The following is a 15,735-nucleotide window of genomic DNA, read 5'->3' as shown; positions in this document are numbered from 1 at the left end:
CGCGCAGCGGTAGGCGCGTAGCGTTCAGCGGGCAGCGTGTAGTCTTCTGTTGACGTCGCAGTTAGTTCCCGGTGAATTGAGGATGAGGGTTGGGAGTTTCGTTTTCGGATCGGGAGTATCCGCTGAGAAAGGGTGAGCTGAACGACGGGGAATTCGAGGAATTCCTGACCGACATTGCGCCGGCGCTCGAGCAGAGCGTGGGTCGCCTTGGCGTGGCTGGCCATCTCAGCTCCCGGCCGGACCAGCTCGATGCCGCGAAAACGATCACGATCTGGCCGGAGTTCGCCGATCGCGTTGTCGAAGAGCTGCGCTGATGGCGATCAGGGGCAATCTCAGCGAGGCCAGTCTTCCCGATGTGCTGCAGCTGCTGGCAATGGGGAGCAAGACCGGCTGCCTCACGCTGCACGTGGACGATGCTTCCGGCTCGATTTACTTCGAGAATGGACTCGTCTGCTACGCGTCGCTCAGCACGCGGACACTCGACACCGACGACGCCGTCTTCGCGATGTTCAACTGGACTCACGGCTCTTTCAGCTTCGAGCCCGGGGAGAATCCACCAGCGGGAGTGGTGCGAACGGCAGTGGATCCGCAGGAGCTGCTGCTCGAAGGTGCAAGGCGGGTCGACGAATGGTCGCTCATCGAAAAAAAAGTCCCGAATTTCGACATCGTATTCGCGCTCGACCGCCAGCAAATGCTTCACAACACCATTGCGTTCAGCCGCGAGCAGCAGGCGCTGTTACCACTGATAGACGGTAATCGGAACGTTCGTGAGCTGATGCAGGAAACGAAGCTTGGCGAATTTGCGATAGGCAAGGCGTTGTATGGCCTGGTGAGTGGCGCGTTTCTGGTTGCGGTCAGCTCGCAGGACAGTGCGCCGGTCGTGTCGGACTCAGTCATCGCCGAGCATCGGAATCTCGGAATCGCTTTTTACAAGGCGCGGATGTACAGCGACGCGGCACGCGAGTTCAAGCGCATAGGCGAGCTGCGCTCGACGGACGCGGCGGCGTCGTTCTATCTCGGTCTGATCGCTCTTCGAGATGGCAGGTGGCCCGACGCAGCGGCTGCGTTTCAGACCGCCGCCGTTTCGGCGCCCCGCATGAATGCGGTTTTCGTGAACCTCGCCTACGCATACGAGCGCCTGGGGCAACATGAGAAGGCGCGGCTGGCGCTGGAGCAGGTTGTGAACAGGGCTGCGAAGCCCGAGCCGCTTGCGCACATCGGGCTGGCCTCGCTTGCGCTCGGGCGCGGGGATCTCGACGCGGCCGCGGCCGCTCTGGCGGCGGCCAGAAATGCATGGGGTGGCTCTGCGCCACCGCCAGTGTGGTACCATTACGCCGGAGTTCTCGAAATCACGAGAAACGCGTTCGACGCCGCCGTGTCGGTTCTGGCGGAGGGCGTCGGTCGATATCCGGCGGCGGCGGTGCTTCTGAACAATCTCGCCGTCGCGCACGAGGCGAGGGGCGATTTCGACAGAGCGCGTCAGAGCATCGAGCAGGCCGTGCAGACCAACAGCGCAATGCCGCAGCTCTATCGCAACCTTGGTGACATCCTGAAGCGCGCCGGGCGGACTGACGAAGCGCAGGCGGCTTACACGCGTGCGGCGAATGCGGGTGCAATCGCCCGCTGATTTTCCGCAGCTCGCGGCGCTGTGCCGAAAAATCGAGCGGGATCGCGGTTTTTTCTGCTCGAGCTACAAGGACACCTGCCTCAGAAGGCGCATCTCGGTGCGAATGCGCGTGAAGGGCGCGTCGTCGTTCCAGGAATATGGCAGCATTCTGGACTCGGACCCGTTGATAGCAACGCTGACTATCAACGTGTCGAAGTTCTTCCGGAATCCGGACACCTACGCCTCTATCGCCGCCAAAGTCCTGCCGGAGATATGCAGCCAGCCGCATGAGCCTGATCGTCTGCCGAAACGTCATTATCTATTTCACGCGACCAGCGCAGGAATGGCTCTTCCAGCGGTTCCACGAGGTGTTGCTGCCGGGGGGCTTCCTCGTCCTTGGTAAAGTAGAAACGCTTCTCGGAAAATCGCGCGGAATGTTTGAGTCGGTCAGCGGCCGCGAGCGGATTTTTCGCCGAGCTTAGACGAAGCCAAACCGGGATTCTGTGGTGCCAGAGAAAACAAAACGCGTGCTTGTCGTCGACGACAGCGCCTTCATGCGCCGGCTGATCGCCGAAGTTGTCGAGCTTCGGGACGACTTTCGCGTGGTGGGCACGGCAGCAGACGGCTTCGAGGCTCTCGCCAGCATTCGTTCGCTTTCCCCCGACATCGTGACGCTCGATGTAGCCATGCCGAGACTCGACGGCCTGGCCACGCTCGAGCGCATCATGGAGGAAATGCCGCTACCGGTAATCGTCGTCAGCGCAGCTGGATCGTCGGACGAGAACGCGTCGGCTGTTCGCGCATTGGAGCTTGGCGCCGTGGAGTTCGTTCAGAAGCCCTCGGGGCCGGTGAGCATCGACATGCTGGTAGTGAGAGAGCAGCTGCTTTGCGCTCTCGATGCTGCGTCCGCCGTCAGATTCGGCGAGCGCGAACCAGCGGCCGCCGAGCCTCGCGTTGTGCAACGACCGGGGCGCACGGTCTTGCCGAAGAACGCAACCAGGGCGGTCGTGATCGCGGCATCGACGGGCGGTCCGCGCGCGCTGGCTGAAGTGGTCTCGCGGCTGTCGGCGGACCTCGACGCCGCAGTTCTCATCCTCCAGCACATGCCGGCAGAGTTCATTCCAACGCTTGCCGCTCGCCTCGGTGAGCTGACGGCGCTGCCCGTGACGGTAGCTGCCGATGGTGACCCGCTTTTCTCCGGACGCTTATATCTCGCGCCGGGCGATGGCCAGGTCCGTCTCCGTCGGGGCACTTACTGTGTGACGATCGAGATCGACGCCGGCGATCCTCTGTGCGGGGCGAGGCCGTCGGCTGATCCGCTGTTTCAGTCCGTGGCGAAAATTTTCGGACGAAACGCGATCGGCGTTGTGCTCTCGGGCATGGGCCGCGACGGGGCGGAGGGTCTGCGATCTTTGCGCGGCGCCGGAGGGGCTGGGGTCGTTCAGGATCGCGCGACCTCCATCATTTATGGTATGCCGGCGGCCGCGCTCGAGGCTGCGGGCGCCGATGCCGTCGTCCCGTCGCGAGACATCGCGGCCGTGATAAACGACCTTCTCACGGCAAACCGGAGAGTAGCGTGACCGGCAACTCGGGGGCTCTGCGGCAAGTCGTCCTTCGCGAAGACCATCTCGGCGCCTCCACGTTCGTGGAGAAAGGATGGAATCTGATCGCCATCGGTGATTTTTCGAGAGCCGAAATTGCGCTGCTTCAGGCACTCGAGCTGGCACCCAGTGATGTCTATGCGAGAGTGCTGCTTGCCTGGGCTTTGATGCGGCAAGGCACATACGACAAGGCGGAGGAGCTTCTCAAAGAGCTTCTGGCAGAGGATCCGCTGCATGCGATGGCGCGCGTCAACATGGGCTACGTGCAGATGCGAAAGGGCGAGCTGGCTGCCGCCGCGGAGCTGTTGGACAACTGCTCGCGGCAGATTCGGGATCCCAAGGCCGCGCTGTACGCGCGGTTCTACCTCGGCCTTCTCCTGGCCGCGCAGAATGATTTCGGCGCTGCCGAACAGTGTCTCAGAAAGAGCGTGGCGCTCGCGCCCAACTTCATCGAGGGCTACTACGAGCTCGGCCGGTCACAGCTTGCCGGCGCGCGGAGTGAAGAGGCTCGCGCGACCTGGAAAGCCGGACACTCTGCCAATCGCTTCAACGTCTGGGGAAAGCGCTGCGCGGAAGCAATCCGTCTGGCCGATCGTGGAGAGCTCGCGCCAAGCTACAGCTGAGCCGGTGCATTAGCGCTTCATTAAGAAACAATGACGCCTTGGGCTCCTGCCGTGTCGCTGCTTGACACCGTTTTGCGGCGCGTCTACACTATCGCCCAATGGTCGATTCCGACTCGCGAAGCGCCTCTCCACCAAGTGGCCGAATCAGTCGGCGCACGCAGTCCATCTCTCTGTGGGTTGCGGCGCTGTTGGTTATCGTCGTCGGTTTCGCCGATCTCGCTCGTGGTGGCACGACTGTCGCCCCAATACTTCTGGTGCTCGGGTACTGTGTGCTGGTGCCCATTGCGATCCTGAAGTAGGGAGCGGCTCGGTTTCTGCAGCCAGGGGCGAGTAGCTCAGTTGGTTAGAGCGCCTGCCTTACACGCAGGATGTCGGGGGTTCGAGTCCCTCCTTGCCCATTCGAATTGACGGACCCGGAGATGCTTCGCGGGGTACATTTGTTCACGCGTTTTCTTGGACACAACACTGAGTAAAAGGAGTCAGGCTTTGCGTCACTACCAACTCTCCGGACAGCGAATGCTGCTCGCGGCCGCCGCATTCGTGACTCTGGCACCGCTCGCTCCGGCACTCGCTCAGCGAACCGAGCCGGTTCCGCATCTGATGATCACGACGTTTCAAAGCAGCGAGCCGGGTCTCGGAGTTCAGGCTGCTGAAGCGATAAGGTCGCGCCTCGCGAGAGACGTCGACGCCAAGAAATTGCTCGTGATTCCTCAGAAGGACGTCCACGCGACGCTCACGGCGTCGGGCTATTCGACGACCGAGGCGCTGCAGTCGAACGACGCCCGCGCGCTGGCAAACCTGCTTCGCGCCGATGAATACATGGAAGGCACGGTGACGAAGACGCCAACCGGCGTAAAGCTCGAGGCACGATTGGTCATCGCGCGCGACAACACGATCCAGCAGCCGCTCCCGCCCGCAGAAGGAAAGCTCGATCAGGCTGCGCAGGCCGTGTCAAAAGCGTATCAGTCCGCCCGCGCGCAGCTCGAGGGAGAGAAGACGTGTGCTTTCCGCTACCGTGAGGGCAAGTACAAGGAGGCGGAGCAGGCCGCCCGATCAGCGCTCTCGAAGTATCCCAATGGAACGATCGCCGGCGTGTGCCTCGCCAACGCTCTGAACGCCCAGAAGCAGACGGACTCGGTGCTGGCAATCACGCAGCGGATCATCGCACGCGATCCCCGCAACATTCCCGCGCTTACTCTCGTTGCTGCCATCTACCAGGAGCGCAAGGATCCGCGCGCGACTGAAACGCTCGTCTCGCTCATGGCCGCCGACCCGAGCAATGACAAGCTTCGCGAGCAGGTGATCAACGATCTCGCGCAGACGGGTCAGTGGGACAAGGTGCTGCCGATCATCGACATAGCGCTCAAGAACAATCCAGGCGATCCGAAGATGCTTCGCCTCGCGTGGCTCGTATATCTCGGAGCGAAGAAGTTCGACCTGGCAGCGCAGACAGGAGCCGAGCTGATCAAGGCCGACACCTCTGCCGCCGACACGACCTATTTCATCAGGACCGCAGGCGCGCTAGCCGCACAGAACCAGTTTCAGAGGGCGGCCGACGTTTTCGCGCAGGGCGTTGCAAAGTATCCCACCAACGCGACTCTGCTTCTGAGCCAGGCGAGTGCATTGAGCAAGGCCGGCAATAACGCGGCGGCTCTCGCCGCTGCCCGTCGCGCCGTTCAGATAAATCCGAAGATCGACGGCGGATACGCGCAAATCGCCCTGATCTACGTTGCGATGAACCAGTCCGACAGCGTGATGTCGATCATCCAGCTCGCGTCGCGAAATGGCAGTGACAGGAGCACACTCGCCAAAGTGGCGCTGGCTCAGGGCAATGCGGCGTACAAGGCGGGTAACGCGTCCAAGAACCGTGCTGATCTTCAGAAGGCGGTTGATTTCCTCAAGATGTCCGATCAGCTCGAGCCTTCCTCCGACGCCAAGTTCCTCATGGGTGTCTCCGCATTCACGATCGGGCAGAGCGCGATTACCGAAGCGCAGACGTCCAAGAGCTGCTCGCTTGCACGGCTCGCCAAGGATTCGTTCGCCACGGCTCAGGAGAATGTCCCTGCCGGATTGCAGAGCTATCCGGAGCCCGCGAAGCAGGTTCTCACGGCAATTCCGCAGTACACTCCCGCAACCGACGAGATGGTCAAGCGTTACTGCAAATGATTCCGGGGGCACCGGAGGGCGGCGCGTGGGACAGCGCCTACCACGCGCCGGTGCTCGTGGATGAGGTGAGGGGAGTTTTCGAAGGAGCAAAAACAATTCTCGATTGCACTTTGGGGGGCGGCGGACATTCCGCCGCCCTTCTTGCAGTCGGGGCGGATGTCACCGCGATGGATCGCGACCCGAATGCGGTCGGCGCGGCGCGCGAACGGCTCGCAGCCGAAGAGGCGGCGGGCCGATTTCGCATTATATTGGGCAACTTCGCAGAGGCAGACAGGTTGCTCCCGCACCAGCGACAGAAATTCGAAGGTATTCTCGCCGACCTTGGCGTTTCGTCGCATCAGATTGACGAAGCGTCGCGCGGGTTTTCGTTTCGCGAAGGCGCGCCGCTGGACATGCGCATGGATCCGGCCGCCGGAATGACCGCGGCAGATCTGCTCAACACACTCGAAGAAGCCGAGCTGGTCACCGTGCTTCGCGACTATGCCGACGAGATTCGCGCGCGCAGTCTCGCGCGCGAGATCGTCCGTCGCCGGCGAACGGTGCCGTTCGAATCGAGCGACGATCTCGTCCGGGCCATTCGCGGAGCGCTCGGGGCGAGAAGCGGTCCCTCTGATTTCGCGAGAATCTTCCAGGGTTTTCGGATTGCCGTGAACGACGAGCTCGCCTCGCTGGAGCGCGCGCTTCCGATCCTGCGCGACCACCTCGATCCCGGAGGAGTGCTCGCGGTAATCGCGTACCACTCCGGAGAAGACAGGATCGTGAAGCATGCAATGCGGGAATGGAGCCGCGATTGCATCTGCCCGCCACGGCAGCTGGAATGCACGTGCGGGGGCAAAGCGCTGGGTGAGCTCGTGACGCGCAAAGCCACGAAGGCCTCTGCTGAAGAAATCTCCCGCAATCCCCGCGCGCGCAGCGCGCGCCTTCGTGCATGGCGACGCGCCGCGTAGCCGTACGGGGCCGGTGGATCGTAGGGGCGGTGCTCGTCGGCTTCGTCCTTACAACCGCTGCTGTCGTCACCAGACGCAGCTACGGCGACGCGCAGGCGCGTCAGATGAGCGGCATGGAGGCGCGGCTCCGCCAGCTCAGGAACGAGCGCGTCCGGCTGGATGCGGAGATTCGCGACGCATCATCTCGCGTGAAGCTCATTCCAATCGCCGAAGCTCGGCTCGGGATGCACGTGCCCGCGGACACACAGGTAGTGATACTGCCCAGACAGACGAGACGCGGTGAGACGCCCTAGCCGCCTGACGATCATCTCCCTGGCCCTTCTGGTCTTTGCCGCCGCGCTTCTGGCGCAGTCGGCAAAGCTCCAGCTCGTCGAGGGAGATTTGTGGGCACAGCGCGCGCGAGCACTGCATTTCGATTCGGACACAGTGCCGGCTCCGCGCGGCCCGATTCTCGATGCATCGGGAACCGTGCTCGTGGACAGCCATGAGCTGGTTCACGTGGACATCGCCCCACGCGAAGTCCTGGACGGTCCGCGGCTCGCGGACCTGCTGCGCGAGATGCGCGTTTCCCCCGGGCTGATCCAGCGCGCCACTGACCCGATGGTGAAGTGGGTCTCGCTTCCGGAGCTCTATATCGCGTCCGAGATAGCCGCACTCACCAACATGAGAGGCGTGCATCCGAAGACCGTCATGCAGCGCGACTTTGCAACCGCAGGGGGAATAAGGAGAATCGTCGGACGGGTCGGCGCAGACGGGCGGGCGCTCGACGGGATAGAGCTTGCGATGGACGGCGTGTTGCGGGGGGACAGTACCGGGACGAGGCGTGCGGTGGATGTTCGTGGTCGCGGGATCGATGCCCCGGCGGCGTGGCGGTCGCCGCCGAGGGCGGGCTCCAGTCTCACACTCACGATCAACGAGACGCTCCAGGAGATCTGCGAGCGCGCTCTGGTTCGAGCCAGTGACAGTCTGCAGGCAGACGGGGGAGACATAGTAGTAATGAATCCCTTCAGCGGCGAGATTCTGGCGATGGCGAGCCGGCGCGCGAATCCCGGCACGGTGGCCAACACAGCCGTGGCTGAGCCGTTCGAGCCCGGGTCGACCCTCAAGCCCTTCATCGCCGCCGCTCTTCTCCAGCGCGGCCGCGCGCGCCCCGACGAGGTAGTCGAGACGTTCAACGGTCGGGCCGTGCTCGAGGGCCGACTCGTCACCGATGACCACAAGGCACTCCAGCTCTCGCTGAGCGACGTCATTCGGTACTCCAGCAACATTGGAATCGTCCGCTTTGCGGAACGGCTCACTCCCCGTGAGAAATTCGAGACTCTGCGTGACTTCGGATTTGGGATTGGAACCGGTATTCCACTTCCTGCGGAAGCGGAGGGCACTCTGCGCGAGCCGTCTCGCTGGAACCGCACGTCGGGATCCTCAATAGTCATGGGCTACGAGGTTGCGGTCACGCCGCTGCAGCTGGTTGCCGCCTATGCCGCGATTGCAAATGGCGGGGAGCTCATGGAGCCGCACCTCGTGAAGGAGATACGGTCACCTGACGGCGATCTGATCTACCGCGCTAAGCCGCGAGTCATTCGCCGCGTCGTCAGTCCCGCCGTGGCGCGCGACGTTCAGCAGATGCTTCTCGGAGTTGTCGAAAGCGGCACCGCAACGAGAGCTGATCTCGCGACCTATCTCCTCGGCGGCAAGAGCGGCACGGCGCGCCGCACAGTGCAGGGAAAGGGATATGTCCTCGGCAACTATACTGCTTCCTTCGTCGGACTTTTCCCCGCCGACAGGCCGCAATACGTCGTGCTCGTAAAGCTCGACAGTCCGCGGCAGGCCTACTATGGCGGCGAGATAGCGGCCCCGGTGACAAAGGTGATACTCCGCGCCGCCCTCGCCGCGCGCGACGCCGCGCTCGACAGGTCCGAGCTCGCGAGTGTCGAGCGGGTGCGACGCGTGACGGGCTCAGTAGATACGCTCGCCGAAGCAGGAGCCGCTGCGGTCCTGGCGACGACGAGCTCGAACGATGGATCGGCGGGAGTGGGGGAAGAGGAAGCTGCAGCGCGACAGGCCGTGACGATCGCGCTCCCCCATGTTGCGCGTGCAAGGCCGCTCGATCAATCGGAGCGGCCGGTGCCCGACATATCCGGACTCGCCCTTCGCGATGCGGTTCGCGCGTTGCATCATTCAGGATTCCGCGTCCGTCTGGTGCCCCAGCGGGGAACCGCTACTCTGCCTCCCGCAGGTACGCTGGTGGCTGCGGGCAGCGTCGTCGAACTTCAGCACATTCGGTGATGCGCTTCGCGCTGGCCAACGTGACCTCGGCCCTCGAGGCCGCGGGGCTTCTGGCCGCGGTTCCCGGAAATCTGCCGGAATTCGTCGACGGAATATCGGACGACAGCCGCGCAGTGCGAGCCGGATTCCTGTTCATCGCGGTGAAGGGCGCGGTTCTCGACGGCCACGACTACCTCGCGCGCGCCGAGCAACAGGGTGCGACCGCGGCCATGGTCGAAGATGCAAGCCGGACTTCGCTTCCCGCGATCGTTGTTCGCGAAGGGCGCAAAGCGGCGGCTATCGCCGCGTCGACCGCTTTCGGGAACCCATCGCGCAAGCTCCGCATGATCGGCATCACCGGGACGAACGGAAAGAGCACCACTGCGGGAATTCTTCGCCATCTGCTGGATGATGCCAGCGCGCGGAGCGCATCGATCGGAACACTCGGCGTTCTTCTCGGCACGGCCGGCGAAGTGGTTCCGGGCGGGAATGAGCTGACCACGCCCGGGCCGGTGGAGCTTCAGCGAATCCTGCGTGAGCTCGTAAACCGGAGCGCGAGGTGGGTAGCAATGGAGGTATCCTCGCACAGCCTCGATCAGCGGCGAATCGACGGTCTCGAGTTCGACGCCGCCGTCTTCACGAATCTCACCCGCGATCATCTCGATTATCACGGCACGATGGAAGCGTACTTCAAGGCAAAATCAGCGCTGATGGATTACGTGAAGCCCGACGGGCACGCGGCGGTGAATGCGGACGACGCCGCGTTGCAGAAACTTCCGCGCCGGCGGCGGCGAATTCTCTTCGGGGTGAGCTCGCGCGCCGAGATGCGCGCCACGGGCGTGAAGTTTTCTCCCGCGGGAAGTGAATGGACAGTGCATTACCGGGACGAGTCGTTCCCGGTGTGCCTGCCGCTGATTGGCGACGTCAACGTTCACAATGCGTTGGGGGCTCTCGCGGTGGCCGTGACCCTCGGCGTTCCGCTTCCGGCGCTCGTTACGAAATTGAACGACCTTCCGCAGGTTCCGGGAAGACTGGAGGTTGTTTCGCAATCACCGGCGGTTCTCCGCGACTATGCCCATACGCCGGACGCACTCGAGCGCGCTCTCACGGCCATTCGTCCCTTTGTTACGCGCAGGCTCATACTGGTCTTCGGATGCGGTGGCGACCGCGATCGCGGGAAGCGTCCCGAAATGGGGAGAGCGGCTGAGGAAGGAGCGGATGTGGTAATCGTCACAAGCGACAATCCGCGAACCGAAGACCCCGAACGGATACTCGACGACATCGAAGCGGGAATGACTCGCAAGGATCACGAGCGAATCGAGAACCGCCGCGCGGCGATTGCGCACGCGCTGAAGCAGGCGCGGCCCGGCGATGTGGTTCTGCTGGCGGGAAAAGGACACGAGACATACCAGATTCGCGGGACGACAAAGGCGCCGTTCGACGAGAAGGAAATCGTCCGTGAGCTGCTGACATCACATTGAGCTCACTCTTCTGGACGCTTGACCGCGTGGCGGCCGCGCTCGAGCATTGTTCCAACGTTTCGCTTCCGCGTGGCCCTCTTGCACTCGCCGGAGTCACCACCGACACTCGATCAATCCAGGCAGGGCAGCTTTTCGTCGCTCTCCGCGGCGAGCGCTTCGACGGACACGATTATCTGGAGTCGGCAGTAGCGGCTGGCGCAGCCGCCGTCGTCGTGTCGAGCAGTCGTCCGCTTGGGATCCTCGGCGTTCCGGTATTCCAGGTCGCAGACACACTGGTGGCGCTCGGCGCGCTCGCGAGCTATTGGAGGAAGGCCTGGGGCAGAACAGTCGTGGCGGTCGCCGGAAGCAATGGCAAGACGACGACGAAGGATCTGATCCGGGCAGCACTGGGCGAAGAGATTCGCGTCCACGCGACGACCGGCAACCTGAACAACAGGATCGGCGTCCCGCTCACGCTGTTGGCGACTCCGGTTGAAGCAGAGCTTGCCGTGATCGAGCTCGGAACGAATATACCCGGCGAGGTTGCAATACTGCGCGAGATTGCGAGACCCGAGATCTCGGTCGTGACGTCCGTTGCGGAAGAACATCTCGAGGGGCTCGGCGATCTGGCCGGTGTGCTGCGGGAAGAAACCGCGTGTTACGACGGCGTTGCGGTTGGGATCGCACCGGCAAGTCAGCCGGAGATTGGCGAAGCCGCGAAAGGAAAAGCGGAGCGTGTCGTGATCGCCGGTCTGGAGCTGGGTGATGTGAGACCGCGCGCGTGGAAACTCCACGCCGACGGGCGGGGCACGATCGAGCTGAACGGGGTTTCGGTGAGCCCGCCGCTCAGAGGCCTGCACAACCTCGAGAACACGATGCTGGCGATTGCAGTCGGTGATGTTTGCGGCGTGACGCACCAGGCGATGGCGGCCGGAATTGCGCGTATGCCTGCGCCGAAGATGCGCGTCGCCTGGGAGACGCTAGGGCGGGCGACACTGATAAACGACACATACAACGCGAACCCGGGCTCCACGAGAGCGGCCATCGGGCTCCTGAGCGGCGTTGGAGACGGAAGGCAGCGTGTGATCGTGCTGGGAACGATGCGGGAGCTCGGCGCGGCTTCGGACAAATGTCACGACGACATCAGTCGTCTGGCGCTGGATTCAGGTGCTCAGGTAGTGGCCGGCGTGGGAGATTTTGCCGAGTCGCTTCAGCGCGTCCGCCCCGCGGACGAACGCGTGATCACGGCACGCTCGGTTGAAGAGCTTTGGCCGCTTCTGGCGCCGCGACTCGAGCCGGATGCGGTTATTCTATTGAAAGCTTCGCGAGGGGTTCAGCTGGAGCAGCTCGTTCCACATCTCACTACCTGGGCGACGCAATAGTGCTCAACTATCTCCTGATTCCCTTCGTAAAGGATTTCGGTTTTCTCCGCATCTTCAACTACATCTCGTTTCGGGCAGCCGGCGCGGCGGTCACCGCGCTGCTGGTGTCATTCATAGTCGGCCCGATCATCATCCGGCGCCTCCGCCGCATGCGCCTGCATCAGGTGATTCGCGAGGGAACGCCGGACAGTCACCGCGAGAAGAAGCGCACGCCGACGATGGGCGGCCTGATCGTCCTGACCGCGACGCTCATCCCGACTTTTCTCTGGGCTAAGCTGACCAATGAGTATGTCCTGCTGGCAATGGTCGTCATGCTGTGGATGGGATTCATCGGGTTCACCGACGATTATCTGAAGCTGAAGCAGCGGCAGCGCGGAATTAAAAACACGGGACTCATCGAGAGCTACAAGCTCATAGGCCAGATAACCATCGGCTTCGCGCTCGGCTGGTTCATATGGAAGTATCCGCTGTCTACGCTGCCGGGGGCTTCGACCACGCTCCCGTTTTACAAGTACATCCTGATCGTTCCGGCCACTGCCGCGCTCGGCTGGCTCTACGTTCTTTTCGTCACTTTCGTGCTGACCGGCACGAGCAACGCGGTGAACGTCACCGATGGTCTCGACGGACTGGCGGCGGGCCTCGTAGCGATCGCCGTGGCGACGCTTGCGATTTTCGCGTATGTCGTCGGGCGCATCGATGCGTCGGCGTACCTGCAGGTCTATTATCTCCGCGGCGCGGGAGAGCTCACCGTTTTCTGCGCGGCGGTGATGGGAGCATGTATAGGATTCCTGTGGTTCAACGCGCACCCGGCGCAGGTTTTCATGGGCGACACCGGCTCGCTCGCCCTGGGGGGAGCGCTCGGAGTTGTCGCGATACTCCTCAAGTCGGAGTTTCTGCTCGTTCTGGTCGGCGGAGTGTTCGTCGCGGAAATGCTCTCGGTCATCATCCAGCGTGTGACGTACAAGGTTCACAAGGCGCGTCACGGGAGGCCCTACGCGGACGAGCATCGAGTGTTTCGAACGGCGCCGCTCCATCATCATTTCGAGAGAGGCGGGTGGGATGAGGCACAGGTCGTGGTGCGCTTCTGGATCCTCGGAATTCTTTGCGCGTTCGTTGCGCTGAGCACGCTCAAGTTGAGATGACGGAAGAAGCTCCGCCCGGCGGCGAGATAGCCGTTCTTGGGCTGGGAAAAAGCGGAACCGCCGTCACGCGATTGCTGCTGTCCGAAGGACGACGCGTATATGCCTCGGACTCGGGCGCCTCGAGCGCGGCGTCGGAGAACGCCGAGAAGCTCAAGGCGCTCGGGGCCGACGCGGTTTCAGGGTTGCATGACCTGGAACGAATCGCCAGCGCATCGCTCGTCGTTGTGAGCCCGGGGATACCTCCCGAGGCGCCGCCCCTTCGTGCAGCCAGCGACGCGCGCGTTCCGATTGTGAGCGAGATCGAGATCGCCCTGCGGCACCTGACATCCGCGAAAATCGTCGCTGTCACGGGCACAAACGGGAAGACTACCACCACTGCCCTCGTCGGACACATTCTGCGAGGGCTGGGTGTCGATGCCGAGGACGGCGGCAACATTGGCACGCCGCTCACGGAGATTGCGCTGCGCAACCCTCAGCCCGAGTGGATCGCACTCGAGATGTCGTCGTTTCAATTGCACGACACGCCAAGTCTTGCGCCCACAGTCGGAGTTCTCACGAACCTGAGTCCCGATCATCTCGATCGATACGCGGGCGAAGCCGAGTACTACGCGGACAAGGCGCTTCTCTTCGCAAACGCGGGAGAGAGCAGTCGCTGGGTCGTGAACGCCGACGACGATCGCGTACAGGCGATGACGGCCGAGGTCTCCGGCAGCAAGTATGGCTTCTCGCTCGAAAGGCGATCCGAGGCATGCTTCGATCCGGCAACAGGAAAATTGATGCTGTACGGTAACGTGCTGATGGAGCGGAACGAGCTCGGCCTGCTCGGCGACCACAACGTCGCTAATGCGCTTGCAGCCGCGCTCGCCGTGCATGTGGCTGATGAGGGTTTTCAGAGTCTCGAGGCGCGTGAACGGATCCGCGCAGCGCTCGCCGCCTTTCGCCCGCTGTCCCACAGGTTGGAGATCGTCGGCGAGTTCGGGGGAGTTCAGTGGATCAACGACTCCAAGGCCACGAACGTCAGCTCGACTCGTGTCGCGGTGGAAGGGATGCGCCGCCCGACGATTCTCCTGCTCGGTGGTCGACACAAGGGGGAGCCATATACATCTCTCAGTGCCGCAATCAGAAAAAACGTGAAGCATGTCGTTGCGTACGGAGAGGCTGGCGCGGAGGTGGAGAAGGATCTAAGCGGGATAGTTCCGCTTCAGAGGGTCGATGCAGACTTCGAGGAAGTGATCCGACGAGCACGCGAGCTCGCGACACCCGGTGATGCAATTCTGTTGTCGCCCGCCTGCTCGAGCTACGATATGTTCAGGAACTACGAGGAGCGGGGGGCTCGCTTCAGGGAGCTCGCGGCGGAGAAATAGATGGCTGAAGCAGTAGCGGACATCCGGTACAGATGGAACATGAGCGTCGAGGGCCGCCTGCTGGTCCTCGTAACGCTGGCTCTTCTCGCGTTGGGCCTGGGGACCGTGTACAGCGCGAGCGCGATGGTTGCTCAGCAGTCCGGCCAGAGCGGTGCCGCGTTCTTTCTGAAGCAGCTGGCCGGGGTTGCGGCCGGCATGGTGGTCTTCGCGATTTTTGCCAAGATCGACGCCGAGCAGTGGTATCGGTGGGCCTGGCCGGTGATGATTCTGTCGATCGTGCTGCTGATCGTCGTGATCCTGCCTTTCACCGAATCGATTGCGCCCCGCATGAACGGCTCTCGGCGATTTCTCGTGGGTGCATCACTCCAGCCATCCGAGCTCGGCAAGATCGCGGTGATCGTGTGGACGGCGATGCTCGTCGTAAAGAAGGGTGACGCGCTGCAGGGACTCACCAAGGGCCTGCTCCCTTTTCTTCTCGTCGTCGGCGTCCTCGATATTCTCGTGGCGCTCGAGCCCGATCTGTCGGTCGCCATGACGTACACACTCATCATGGGGATCATCCTCTTTGCCGGCGGAGTGAGAATCGGACACGTCGTTGTGCTCGCGATCATCGCAATTCCCCTACTGTGGTCGCAGGTTCAGCGACTCAACTACGCGTTGCTTCGCATGATGGCGTTTCTCGATCCAGGATCCGCGGCGCCTCATGTCGACTATCAGCTCAAACAGTCGCTGATTGCGGTCGGGTCGGGCGGGTTGTTCGGAGTTGGGTTCGGGCAGGGGAGGCAGCAGTACGGTTTCTTGCCTCTGGCGTACGACGACTTCATTGCAGCGAACATCGGCGAGGAACGAGGATTCGTCGGGCTTGCGTTCGTCATTCTGATGTTCGCCCTCTACGTAGTGCTTGGATTCCGGATTGCCAGAGCGGCGAGGTCGAAGTTTCTGCAGCTGGTGGCGATTGGAATAACTACAACTGTAGTTCTAACCGCTTACCTGCATATCGGCGTCGCTATTGGGCTGCTGCCGACAACGGGCCTCACGCTGCCTTTCATCTCCTACGGCCGCTCCAACCTCGTGCTGTCGATGCTGATGACAGGCATCCTCGTGAACATCGGGAGCACACGAGAAAAGATCATCGGCGGGCGGGCGACCGATCCCTCATTCGTCATGGGCCGGGCGTAG

15 protein-coding genes and 1 tRNA gene are annotated in these 15,735 nt (G+C 62.7%); all 16 read left to right on the top strand.

What is annotated here, in order from left to right:
• Window positions 1-89: 89 nt before the first annotated feature.
• The 16 genes from VES88_19005 (at window position 90) to VES88_18930 (ending at window position 15,735) form a co-directional block, all read left to right on the top strand.
• A complete protein-coding gene (locus VES88_19005) occupies window positions 90-314 on the top strand; it encodes a hypothetical protein (GenBank protein ID HYN83573.1) in 225 nt (74 codons plus the stop codon).
• A complete protein-coding gene (locus tag VES88_19000) occupies window positions 314-1,627 on the top strand; it encodes a DUF4388 domain-containing protein (protein HYN83572.1) in 1,314 nt (437 codons plus the stop codon). The genes VES88_19005 and VES88_19000 overlap by 1 nt, the downstream gene beginning before the upstream one ends.
• Entirely contained in the window at window positions 1,611-2,009 is a 399-nt protein-coding gene (locus VES88_18995; GenBank protein HYN83571.1) for a hypothetical protein, read from the top strand. Before VES88_19000 ends, VES88_18995 begins: the two co-directional genes overlap by 17 nt.
• 103 nt (window positions 2,010-2,112) lie before the next feature.
• Window positions 2,113-3,186, top strand: a complete 1,074-nt coding sequence (gene cheB, locus VES88_18990; GenBank protein ID HYN83570.1) for a chemotaxis-specific protein-glutamate methyltransferase CheB — start codon at window positions 2,113-2,115, stop codon at window positions 3,184-3,186.
• Window positions 3,183-3,830: a tetratricopeptide repeat protein gene (locus VES88_18985; protein HYN83569.1), complete on the top strand. Its 648-nt coding sequence runs from the start codon at window positions 3,183-3,185 to the stop codon at window positions 3,828-3,830. Before cheB ends, VES88_18985 begins: the two co-directional genes overlap by 4 nt.
• 98 nt (window positions 3,831-3,928) lie before the next feature.
• The gene (locus VES88_18980; GenBank protein ID HYN83568.1) at window positions 3,929-4,129 is read left to right on the top strand and encodes a hypothetical protein; all 201 of its coding nucleotides are present in this window, start codon (window positions 3,929-3,931) and stop codon (window positions 4,127-4,129) included.
• A gap of 25 nt (window positions 4,130-4,154) precedes the next feature.
• Window positions 4,155-4,228 (top strand) — tRNA-Val (locus VES88_18975).
• 118 nt (window positions 4,229-4,346) lie between these two features.
• Complete coding sequence (locus VES88_18970) at window positions 4,347-5,996, top strand: tetratricopeptide repeat protein (protein ID HYN83567.1); 1,650 nt, start codon at window positions 4,347-4,349, stop codon at window positions 5,994-5,996.
• Window positions 5,993-6,943 carry a 16S rRNA (cytosine(1402)-N(4))-methyltransferase RsmH gene (gene rsmH, locus VES88_18965; protein HYN83566.1) on the top strand — a complete coding sequence of 317 codons (951 nt, stop codon included), beginning with the start codon at window positions 5,993-5,995 and terminating at the stop codon, window positions 6,941-6,943. Before VES88_18970 ends, rsmH begins: the two co-directional genes overlap by 4 nt.
• Window positions 6,925-7,236: a hypothetical protein gene (locus VES88_18960; protein ID HYN83565.1), complete on the top strand. Its 312-nt coding sequence runs from the start codon at window positions 6,925-6,927 to the stop codon at window positions 7,234-7,236. Before rsmH ends, VES88_18960 begins: the two co-directional genes overlap by 19 nt.
• On the top strand, window positions 7,223-9,229 hold the full coding sequence (locus tag VES88_18955; GenBank protein ID HYN83564.1) for a penicillin-binding transpeptidase domain-containing protein: 2,007 nt from the start codon (window positions 7,223-7,225) through the stop codon (window positions 9,227-9,229). Before VES88_18960 ends, VES88_18955 begins: the two co-directional genes overlap by 14 nt.
• A complete protein-coding gene (locus VES88_18950; GenBank protein HYN83563.1) occupies window positions 9,229-10,689 on the top strand; it encodes a UDP-N-acetylmuramoyl-L-alanyl-D-glutamate--2,6-diaminopimelate ligase in 1,461 nt (486 codons plus the stop codon). The genes VES88_18955 and VES88_18950 overlap by 1 nt, the downstream gene beginning before the upstream one ends.
• Window positions 10,686-12,050, top strand: a complete 1,365-nt coding sequence (gene murF, locus VES88_18945; protein ID HYN83562.1) for a UDP-N-acetylmuramoyl-tripeptide--D-alanyl-D-alanine ligase — start codon at window positions 10,686-10,688, stop codon at window positions 12,048-12,050. The genes VES88_18950 and murF overlap by 4 nt, the downstream gene beginning before the upstream one ends.
• The gene (mraY, locus tag VES88_18940; GenBank protein HYN83561.1) at window positions 12,050-13,192 is read left to right on the top strand and encodes a phospho-N-acetylmuramoyl-pentapeptide-transferase; all 1,143 of its coding nucleotides are present in this window, start codon (window positions 12,050-12,052) and stop codon (window positions 13,190-13,192) included. The genes murF and mraY overlap by 1 nt, the downstream gene beginning before the upstream one ends.
• The gene (gene murD / locus VES88_18935; GenBank protein HYN83560.1) at window positions 13,189-14,556 is read left to right on the top strand and encodes a UDP-N-acetylmuramoyl-L-alanine--D-glutamate ligase; all 1,368 of its coding nucleotides are present in this window, start codon (window positions 13,189-13,191) and stop codon (window positions 14,554-14,556) included. Before mraY ends, murD begins: the two co-directional genes overlap by 4 nt.
• Window positions 14,557-15,735, top strand: a complete 1,179-nt coding sequence (locus VES88_18930) for a putative peptidoglycan glycosyltransferase FtsW (protein HYN83559.1) — start codon at window positions 14,557-14,559, stop codon at window positions 15,733-15,735.

It is taken from the genome of Gemmatimonadaceae bacterium (assembly GCA_035633115.1).
In the GTDB taxonomy this organism is placed as follows: Bacteria; Gemmatimonadota; Gemmatimonadetes; order Gemmatimonadales; family Gemmatimonadaceae; genus UBA4720.
The sequence above is the reverse complement of the archived record's forward strand: the minus strand, read 5'-3'. Positions and strand labels throughout refer to the sequence as shown.

What these genes read in the sequence shown, in the direction of transcription:
- VES88_19000 (HYN83572.1), top strand. Translation starts at nt 314, where the DNA reads ATGGCGATCAGGGGCAATCTCAGCGAGGCCAGTCTTCCCGATGTGCTG.
- VES88_18980 (HYN83568.1), top strand. Translation starts at nt 3,929, where the DNA reads ATGGTCGATTCCGACTCGCGAAGCGCCTCTCCACCAAGTGGCCGAATC.
- VES88_18970 (HYN83567.1), top strand. Translation starts at nt 4,347, where the DNA reads ATGCTGCTCGCGGCCGCCGCATTCGTGACTCTGGCACCGCTCGCTCCG.
- rsmH (HYN83566.1), top strand. Translation starts at nt 5,993, where the DNA reads ATGATTCCGGGGGCACCGGAGGGCGGCGCGTGGGACAGCGCCTACCAC.
- VES88_18960 (HYN83565.1), top strand. Translation starts at nt 6,925, where the DNA reads ATGGCGACGCGCCGCGTAGCCGTACGGGGCCGGTGGATCGTAGGGGCG.
- VES88_18950 (HYN83563.1), top strand. Translation starts at nt 9,229, where the DNA reads ATGCGCTTCGCGCTGGCCAACGTGACCTCGGCCCTCGAGGCCGCGGGG.
- murD (HYN83560.1), top strand. Translation starts at nt 13,189, where the DNA reads ATGACGGAAGAAGCTCCGCCCGGCGGCGAGATAGCCGTTCTTGGGCTG.
- VES88_18930 (HYN83559.1), top strand. Translation starts at nt 14,557, where the DNA reads ATGGCTGAAGCAGTAGCGGACATCCGGTACAGATGGAACATGAGCGTC.